The following is a 9,783-nucleotide window of genomic DNA, read 5'->3' as shown; positions in this document are numbered from 1 at the left end:
ATCAAAGGCACCATTAAAAACAGACCAACAAAAACTAAAAATCAACAAAAAAGAAGAGCAAATATCACTCTTAAAATTTTGATCTATCTAGCACCCTATTTATTCTATTATTGATAAGCATCCTGTTTTAAAAGGCCGTATTCTAAATGATGGAGATAATGTGTTTTTAGTTTGTGATTCATATCCTTTAGTTGAACTTGTTAGTAGTGATGATACTTCTGCTTTTATTAAGCCTTTTGATTTGGAGGATTATTTAGCTCGTTTTTATATTATTGATACTCCAACTCGTAAAGCTATATTATATGATATTCATCATATTATAAGTGATGCAACCACAATTTCTATTATTAACAAAGAGTTTAAGAAGGGTTTTAATGGTATTTTAGATGATAATCTTGATTTAGGTTTTCTTCGTAGTAGTTATGATGATTTCATTGTGAAATTTGATTCTTCTTATGAGTCTGCCCATAGGTTCTTTGCAGATATGTTATCTGATGTGGAATATTTTGATGTTTTAGGTGGTGATGTTGATGGATCTGAAGGTACTGTTATTCTTCCTATTTTTGGTGTTAAAGAGAAATTAGAGAATTTTACATATAAAAAAGGTATTTCTGTTGGTAATTTATTTTATGCTGTTTATGCTTATTGTTTATCTTGTTTTACCGGTGAGGATAAGGTTTTTGTTAATATAATAGAACATGGCCGTCATAAGGATTATACTATGGATTCTGTAGGTATGTTTGCTAGAATTCTTCCTTTGGTTGTAGATTGTAGTGATTCTTCTGTAGAGAATTATCTGGATTATGTTTCTGATTTGGTTTTGAATTCTATGGAAAATAATGTTTATCCTTTTAGATTACTTGCTAGTGAGTTTAATTTTAATAGTAATATTTCTTTTAGATATAATTCTAATTTAAATGATATGTCTTTTCTTGGTGAGGATATTATAGTTACAGATTATGCTTTAGATACTATTGGTGAGTTTTTATGTGTTGTGAATGATTTGGAGGATGGTTTTTCTGTAACTGTTCATCATTCAGATAGCTACAGTGAAGAGATGGCTAAACAATTTGTTTTTATGTTTAAAGAAATTTTAATACAGTTATGTGATAAAGATAATTTAAAGGATATTAATTATAGTCTTTGATATTTTAAAACGATATGAAGCTTAATTTCAGAACTTTTCTAACAATCCACATTCCAAAACTTAAGTGATTTAAATCTTTAATAGTTATACGCACAAAAACTTTCCGTTAATTTATTATTTATTTTTAATTAAAAAAATTATTACTTAATATATAATGGAACTTATATAATATTTGAGTTATATCAAATTAAAATATTTGAATGTATGTTTTAATTCTAAACCTTAATTATTGTAAGATTAAAAATGGAAAATAAAAATTATCACATAGGTTTTTAAAGTGCCCTATTATAAATAAAGTTTATTAATATAAAAAAATAAAATAATATTATTATAATTATATTATCATTTAATATTTAATTTATAATTTAGAAAATTATTGGAGTTATATTATGGAAATTAAAGAAGATGCAGAAAAAATCTTAAATGAATTTTCTAAAATATTAGAAACTATTCCAGATTTGGAAGAAACATATTATATTACAGACAATTTAAATCTTACTCGTAAAGATGAATCTGTTTCAAAAGATTCATCTAAAATTTTAAGAAATGCTAAAACTGATAAAAATGGCAATTTAATAGTTAAAAAAGCTGATTGGACAAATTAGATGGTGATAGTATGAAAATGAATTTAGTACTTGAACTTTCAGATACTCCTGGACAATTAGTTAATTCTCTTGAACCTTTCAGGGAATTAGGTGCTAATCTTGTCTCAGTTATCCATGACAGGACAGACAAAAATGAAAATGGTAAAATACCAGTTCAAATAACTGTAGAAGGAGAAAGACAAAATCTTGAAAAAATAATTGAAACATTAGAAAATAATGGTATAAGTATATTGAAAGTTGATGGATCAATTAGAACCATTAAAATAAGTACTATACTTATTGGCCATATTATAGATACCGATGTAAGAGACACTGTCGATAAGTTAAATGATTTAGATGATGTAACAGTTGTTGCTATGGAAGTTAAATTTAATAATGAGGAAAAATCATCTGGATTAATAACTGTTGAAATGCCATTTGGATTAAAAAATACAGTACTAAATAAAATTAAAGAGATAGCTAATTCCAAAGACCTATTAGTTATTAATGAAATCTAAGCGGGGATTAATAATGAAAGATTTAAGATTATGTATTATGGGTTTTGGTGCTGTTGGTCAAGGTTTGGCCAAAGTAGTATTATTAAAGAAAGAAAATATTAAAGAATTATATGGTGTAGAATTAAAGATTGTTTCTGTTGCTGATTCATCTACATCTGCAATATCCACTGATGGTCTAGATGAAGAGGAATTAATTAGGGTTAAAAAGGAAACAGGTAAATTAGCAAATTACCCTGAATATGGTAGTAATATTAGTGGTTTAGATGTATTAGATGAATGTGAATATGATGTACTCCTTGAAGCTACTCCAACCAATATTGTTGATGCTGAACCTGCAAGAAGCCTTACATTAAAAGCATTTGAACAAGGAAAAGATGTTGTAACTTCCAATAAAGGACATCTTGCTTTAAATTTTAATGAATTATTAGACGCTGCCTTAAAAAATAATGTAATCTTTAAATTTGAAGCTAGTGTAGGTGGAACTATGCCTATTATTAACCTTGCACAAGAAACATTACCTGCAAATAATGTAGAATCAATTGTTGGTATTTTAAATGGTACTACAAATTACATCCTTTCTAGAATGACTTCAGAAGGTACAAGTTATGAAAACACTCTTAAAGAATCACAGCAATTAGGTATTGCAGAAACTGATCCGACTCAGGATGTTGAAGGTATAGATGCTGCATGTAAAACTGTTATTTTAGCAAACTCTGTATTGGGAATTCCTGCAAAATATGATGATGTTAAAGTTAAAGGTATATCAGACATTACTTCTGAAGCTATATATCTTGCAGATAAAGAGGGATATTTAATCAAGTTAATTGCAGAAGTTTCTAAGGATAATCTTGAAGTTTCACCAAGACTTGTTAAAAAAGGTAGTGCATTTGATATTAATGGAACATTAAATATGGCTACTGTTACAACTGATTTATCTGGAAAGGTAACAGTAAGAGGTATTGGTGCAGGTTCTGTTGAAACTGCAGCTGCTATGTTAACGGATTTAATTCATATTATCCGTGAAAAATATAAAGTTTAAAAATAATTAATATATTTTAAGTATATATTAATTTATTTTAATTAGTTTCATATCATATTTTTTTTTAATTTTTTAATTTGTATTATTATTTTATTATAATAAACTTTATCTAAATCTTGGATGAAGATTTGATAATTTTTAGTTATTTAGTATTTATTTAGTTATTTAAATATTTTATTCTGGTTTTCAGGTGAATTTATGAAATATATAGTAATTATTGGAGACGGTATGAGTGATTATCCATTAGATGAATTAAATGGTAAAACTCCACTTGAATATGCTAATATTCCAAATATGGATAAAATTGCAAAATTAGGAAAATGTGGCCTTACAAATAATGTTATAGATAAATATAATCCGGGTAGTGATGTTGCAAATATGAGTATTTTTGGATTTGACCCTGATAAATACTATACGGCTAGAGGACCTCTTGAAGCTGGAAACTATGGTATAAAAACTAAAGAAAATGATATAATATTTAGATGCAATACTATAACCAATAAAGAGGGTATATTATATGATTTTAATGCAAGCCACATTAGTTCTGAAGAATCTGAAATATTACTTAATGATTTAAATAAATACTTTACAGATAAATATCCTGATTTTAAAGGTAAATTTTATCCAGGTATAAGTTATAGACACATATTTATCTATAGTTGTGAGTCAGATAAAATTAGTAATGAATTATGTTCTTTTGAAACTTTTCCACCACATGATATACTTAATGAACCAATTGACAAATATACAAATTGGACTGGCGAATATTCTAATTTAATTAAAAAGATAATGATGGAGTCATATGAATTTTTATCTAATCATCCTGTAAATAAAGCAAGAGAAGAGAAGGGATTAAATCCTGCAAATATGGTTTGGCTATGGTCTCAAGGAGTTGTTCCTCATTTAGACCCATTCACATCATTATATGGTATTAAAGCAGCTGTAATTACAGGAGTAGATTTACTTAAAGGTATTGCAAATTATGGAAAAATCGATGTAATTGATGTTCCAGGAGCAACAGCATACTTCACTGATTATGTGGCAAAAGGTCAATATGCTATTGATAATATTGATGACTATGATTTGATATTTGTACACATTGAAGCTCCTGATGAGGCAGGTCATGCTAAAAATGTATCTGAGAAGGTTAAAGCAATAGAAGCTATTGATAAATATATTTTAGGACCTATTTGGGAATATCTTGATGAAAATTATGAGGAATATAAGATTGCTGTTTTACCAGATCATCCTACTCCAATACCTGTTGGAACCCATACACGTGATGATATTCCACAAGCTATATATACTAAAGGCGGTAAGGCAGATAGTGTTAAATCATACACTGAATCTAATATTGCTAAAGGATCACTTAAAAAAGAGCATGGATATAAGTTAGTAAATAGATTAATCAATGATAATTAATTTTTTCATAATTTATGGTTAATATAATGTTAGCATTAACTTGTATTATTGCTATTATAAAATATAAAACTTATTATGTTCTATTGTGAAAAATTATATAGAAATTTTATATAATACTTTTTACTAAAATAAAAGTGTGATATAGTTGTTTAAATAAACTTTTATTATATTTATTAATAAATAATTCATGAGCAAATTATTAAATAACTATAATTTTTTTTATTTGATTAGTCTAAAATCTATTAGGCTAATCAATATCATTAAAAGAGATAATACAATCATTATTTTTTTTTGGAGTGGATTTATTGACAAAATACATCGTTATTACTGGAGGAGTAGTTAGTTCTATTGGAAAAGGAATTACATCTGCTTCTATCGGCCGAATACTTAGATCATATGGACTTAAAGTTTCAGCAATTAAAATTGATCCCTATCTTAATTGGGATTCAGGTACATTAAACCCATATCAGCATGGTGAAGTATATGTAACCTATGATGGAATGGAAACTGATTTGGATTTAGGACATTATGAAAGATTTTTAGATGTTGAACTACCTGGAATTGCAAATATTACTACTGGTAAAGTATACAAATCCGTCATTAGTAAAGAAAGAAAAGGGGATTATTTAGGTGCTTGTGTACAGATTATTCCACATATTACTGATGAGATTAAATTGATGATAAGGGATGAAAGTAGTGTAGATGATAATGATGTTGTACTTGTAGAACTTGGTGGAACTGTTGGAGATATTGAATCCCAACCATTTTTAGAAGCATTAAGACAACTTAGAAATGAAGAAGGAAGTAATAATGTAATGTTTGTTCATGTAACCTATGTTCCATATCTTGAAGCGGCTAAAGAGTTTAAAACTAAACCTACTCAACATTCTACAAAAGAACTTAGAAGTACAGGTATTTCACCTGATATGATTGTATGTAGATCACCTTCACCTATAGATGATGATTTACAGAAAAAAATCGCTAATTTCTGTGATGTAGATGAACGTGCTGTTGTAAATACACCTGATGCAGGTAGTATATATGAAGTTCCACTTGTACTTGATAAAAATAATGTAGGTTCATTTATCAAAAACAGAATAAACCTTAATGTAGAACCAGATTCATCTAAACTTGATGAATGGCGTGATGTTGTCAAAACCCTTAAAATACAGTCACCTAAAGTTAAAATTGGTATAGTCGGTAAATACATAGAACTTGAAGATGCATACATAAGTATACGTGAATCATTACTTCATGGAGCAGCTGATGTAGGTGTTAATTTAGATATTGAATATATTAATGCTGATGTAGAGCACTTAGATGAAGATGTCCTCAATGAATTAGATGGTATTTTAATACCTGGTGGTTTTGGTGGACGTGGATTTGAAGGTAAACTTGAAGCTGTAGAGTTTGCCATTGTTAATGAAGTTCCTATATTTGGTATATGTTTAGGTATGCAATCTATGGTTACTCAATTTGCAAGACGTAATGGTTTTGATAATGCAAATAGTACAGAATTTGACTCTAATGTTAAATATCCTGTTATTGATTTAATGGAAGAACAAAAGAAAATTAATCAAATGGGTGGTACTATGCGTTTAGGTTCTTATGACTGTAAATTAGTTAAAGGAACTAAAACATATGAATCATATACTGAAGGTTTCGGTGAATTTATTGGTGAAGATTTAATTGAAGAACGTCATCGTCACAGATATGAATTTAACAATGAGTTTAGAAAGTCTCTTCAAGATGCAGGACTTGTTTTAAGTGGTATTTCTCCTGATGACTTTTTAGTTGAAATTGTTGAATTACCAGATCATCCATGGTTTATTGGTTGTCAATTCCATCCAGAATTTAAATCTAGACCAAATAGGCCACACCCATTGTTTGCATCTTTTGTGGATGCATCTTATAAATATTCACAAAGGGAAAAATAATTTCTCTTAATTCTCTTTTTATTTTTTAAATATTCTTATTTCAAAATTATTTTATATATTCTTTTTTAACAATAATATGTTCTTTTAATTCTTTTTTATTATATAAGACATTAGTATTTTTCTAATTTTATTTCAAATATTCTTTTTTTTTTTAAGAATAATATGTTATTTTAATTCTTTTTTTTTATTATTATAATATTATTAGCAATTTCTAAATTTATATTAAATATTCTTTTTTTTTATTTATTAATAAATTCCAGATTATTTTAATATCTTTTTTTAAATATTATTGTAGTTGTTTTTAAATTTTTATTATATCCTTATAAACAAGTATAATAAAAGTTTAGTGATTTACTAAATGGCTTAAATTATTTTAAAGTATAAAAAAATTTTTATTTCTATAATATTGTTTAAAGAAATATTAATTTTTAAATTTAGATATAAATCAATATATATTCTTTATATCCTACTATTTTTATGAATATTTTCTTAATTCCCATAATAATAACATTTATATATACAATTATATCATCAATTACTGATATAAAATATAATATAATTTATAATAAGCTAGTTTTTTCTCTATTGGCATTTGGTTTTTTAATTAATTTAATATTTACCATATATTTTACTAATCTGTTTTTTATTCTATCATCAATAATCTCTACTACTATAACATTTATAATAACCTATGTTTTATGGAAATTAAGATTATGGGCAGGAGGAGATGTAAAACTCATTACTGCAATCTCTACAATTGTTCCAATAAATTTTTTATATTTTAATGAAATTTTTACACCTAAACAATTAGTATTTATACCATTTTCCATTCATTTGATTATAAACAGTTTATTAGTATCATTTCCTTTTATTCTAATATATGTTCTTATAATTAAATTGAAAAGCACTGATAAAACAAAAGTATTAGAGAAAATAAAATGTGAATTATTTTTATTTAATATTAAACAATCTATAAACAAATTTTCAACTTATTTAATAGATGTTAATAATTTAAAAGAAGGTATGATACTTGATGATTATTTGTTGGATGAAAATAATTACAATATTATCAAGGAATATCTTCTATTAGAAGATGATTCTAATTTAATTATTAGAAAATCATCATCTAAGTATAAATTAAAATCTAATACATGTGGAGGATTAACTTGTGATGATATATTGGTTTTAAAATTATTATATGATAATAATTTAATTGATAAAAAGCTATTTGTGAAAATTTCAATCCCTTTTGCTCCCTCTATTTGTATTGCATATATTATTAGCTTATTTTATGGTAACATTTTATTTTATTTTATTTTTTAATTAAATAGAGTTATTTTCAATTGGTGATATAATGAAAATAATGGATTTATATAAAATCTTAGATGAACTAAGGGGGCAATTATCATTAGAATATTTATTTATCTTTATAATTTCAATCATACTTATTATTTCATTGATTTTTCCCTTAATTGGAATTGAATTTGATTATGCATCTGATGTTACAAGATCTTATCAAATTAAGGCAGAGTTATCTCAATTAGCCAATGGTATAAACTATGTATATGCAACAGGAAGTGGGTCTAAAAGGACAATATTTGTAAATATACCTGAAGATATTGAAATTAATATATACAGTCAAAATAATAAAGGATTTATTCAAACAGAAATAATTCTATCAGATAATAACACTAAAGAAATAATTGTAGAATCTAAAAAAACAAATATAAATTCTAATTTATTTTTATATAAGGGTTTTAATAAGGTAGTTATCCAATGGGATGATAACTCTTCAAATATTAATGTTTATAGAATTTAAGTATATTTTCTTAAGACATTCTTCTTTTATTTAGTGAATTTAAGTATACTTTTTTTTAAGAAAGTTTTTTTATTTTATTAATAAAAAATTTATTTTTTAAAAAAAAAAATATTAAAAATATCAAAAGATATATAGATAATTAAAATAATAAATATAATTAATTTATACTTAGAGAGTGAAATATATGGATATCGTTTCGACTTCAATATATCTTTTATTATATATTTTTTTATTAATTTTCGTTTTTTCAATAGGAATTTTAAGTCCCTATCTTAGTAAAAAAGATATTGGGGGTATTATTCTTATAGGATTTATTATTGGTGCAGTTGGAGGGCTATTCTTTATTAGCCCTATTTATGATGATTTAGCTGAAATGGTAGGTACTGGCTATAGTATTTTCAATAATGAAGATGAATTAATTAATGTTGATATTAGTTCTAATAGCGGATATGATGTTAATGAAGTTATAAATACTGTTAGTTCTTTAAATAATTGTTCGCAATGTTTCAACGGCCAATATTACGGTTGAGACGGGTAATTTCTCTAATGCATGGGACCAATATATTACTGTTGGAATAAAAAATAATATGGAACATTCAGATAATATTGGTGATGTTATTGTTGATAATACTAATGGAATAGTATATATTAATCTTACAGGTAATCCTGATTCTAATCAAGTTGTTGAAGATGTATCTGCATTTTTAAGAGATTCTTATGATTTACCTACACTTTCAAGTATTGTTAGAGTACAGGTTCATGTAGCTGCTCAAGATGTAGATAAAGTGAAAGAAGAATTACACGAGAAAGGATATCCTACAACAGATGTGGAAGGACCAATAGAAAATATTGTTCAACAAACTAAAAATGAATTATCTCTAGGGTATACAACGCTTATTGCAGGTATTATTGGAATGATATTTGCTATTTTAGGTATATGTGTAGATAATGTTTATAACACTTGGAAAAGAAGGGACAATAATAAAAAACAAAATGAATTAAGTATTAAACAAATTAAAGCTGAAAGAAGAAGACAACAAAAACAAGCAAAAAAAGAGGCAAAAATTAGAGCTTCTCAAAATCAAAATGGTATGGAAAAACCTAATATGAATGAGTCAAACCATTCAAGATTTAATAAAAACTTCAAAGCAATTAAATCCCATGATGCAAAAAGTAATGAGCTTAGAAAACTTAAAGAAAAATCAAAAATTGAAGATTCAAATAATAATGAAATGGATTTAGAAGATAAAAAATATTCTAAAACTTCATTGGATGACTTTAAGGAATAAGTTTAAAATTATTCTATTTTTATTTTTT

Annotated in this window: 10 protein-coding genes and 1 pseudogene; all 11 read left to right on the top strand. The window is 25.7% G+C overall.

Annotated elements, in window-relative coordinates; all coding sequences use genetic code 11:
* Nucleotides 1-97: 97 nt before the first annotated feature.
* The 11 genes and pseudogenes from QZ146_RS03435 to QZ146_RS03385 all read left to right on the top strand — a co-directional run bounded on the left by QZ146_RS03435 (nt 98) and on the right by QZ146_RS03385 (nt 9,755).
* Nucleotides 98-1,147 carry a condensation domain-containing protein gene (locus QZ146_RS03435; RefSeq protein WP_365316475.1) on the top strand — a complete coding sequence of 350 codons (1,050 nt, stop codon included), beginning with the start codon at nt 98-100 and terminating at the stop codon, nt 1,145-1,147.
* A 389-nt stretch (nt 1,148-1,536) separates the two neighbouring features.
* Entirely contained in the window at nt 1,537-1,752 is a 216-nt protein-coding gene (gene gatC / locus QZ146_RS03430; protein WP_295722257.1) for an Asp-tRNA(Asn) amidotransferase subunit GatC, read from the top strand.
* An 11-nt stretch (nt 1,753-1,763) separates the two neighbouring features.
* On the top strand, nt 1,764-2,249 hold the full coding sequence (locus QZ146_RS03425) for an amino acid-binding protein (RefSeq protein ID WP_295722256.1): 486 nt from the start codon (nt 1,764-1,766) through the stop codon (nt 2,247-2,249).
* Nucleotides 2,250-2,262: 13 nt separating this feature from the next.
* Nucleotides 2,263-3,288, top strand: a complete 1,026-nt coding sequence (locus QZ146_RS03420) for a homoserine dehydrogenase (RefSeq protein ID WP_295722255.1) — start codon at nt 2,263-2,265, stop codon at nt 3,286-3,288.
* A gap of 198 nt (nt 3,289-3,486) precedes the next feature.
* Nucleotides 3,487-4,710, top strand: a complete 1,224-nt coding sequence (locus tag QZ146_RS03415; protein WP_295722254.1) for a cofactor-independent phosphoglycerate mutase — start codon at nt 3,487-3,489, stop codon at nt 4,708-4,710.
* Between the two features lie 296 nt (nt 4,711-5,006).
* Complete coding sequence (pyrG, locus tag QZ146_RS03410) at nt 5,007-6,647, top strand: glutamine hydrolyzing CTP synthase (protein ID WP_295722253.1); 1,641 nt, start codon at nt 5,007-5,009, stop codon at nt 6,645-6,647.
* A gap of 477 nt (nt 6,648-7,124) precedes the next feature.
* Nucleotides 7,125-7,430: pseudogene (locus QZ146_RS08835) on the top strand (prepilin peptidase); the annotation flags it as partial.
* Nucleotides 7,431-7,544: 114 nt separating this feature from the next.
* Nucleotides 7,545-7,970: a hypothetical protein gene (locus tag QZ146_RS03400; RefSeq protein WP_295722251.1), complete on the top strand. Its 426-nt coding sequence runs from the start codon at nt 7,545-7,547 to the stop codon at nt 7,968-7,970.
* 31 nt (nt 7,971-8,001) lie between these two features.
* On the top strand, nt 8,002-8,466 hold the full coding sequence (locus QZ146_RS03395; protein ID WP_295722250.1) for a hypothetical protein: 465 nt from the start codon (nt 8,002-8,004) through the stop codon (nt 8,464-8,466).
* A 184-nt stretch (nt 8,467-8,650) separates the two neighbouring features.
* Nucleotides 8,651-8,995 carry a hypothetical protein gene (locus QZ146_RS03390; protein WP_295722249.1) on the top strand — a complete coding sequence of 115 codons (345 nt, stop codon included), beginning with the start codon at nt 8,651-8,653 and terminating at the stop codon, nt 8,993-8,995.
* 58 nt (nt 8,996-9,053) lie between these two features.
* Complete coding sequence (locus QZ146_RS03385) at nt 9,054-9,755, top strand: hypothetical protein (protein WP_295722247.1); 702 nt, start codon at nt 9,054-9,056, stop codon at nt 9,753-9,755.
* Nucleotides 9,756-9,783: the final 28 nt, after the last annotated feature.

The sequence above is a fragment of the uncultured Methanobrevibacter sp. genome (assembly GCF_905235195.1).
Classification (GTDB): Archaea; Methanobacteriota; Methanobacteria; order Methanobacteriales; family Methanobacteriaceae; genus Methanarmilla.
The sequence above is the reverse complement of the archived record's forward strand: the minus strand, read 5'-3'. Positions and strand labels throughout refer to the sequence as shown.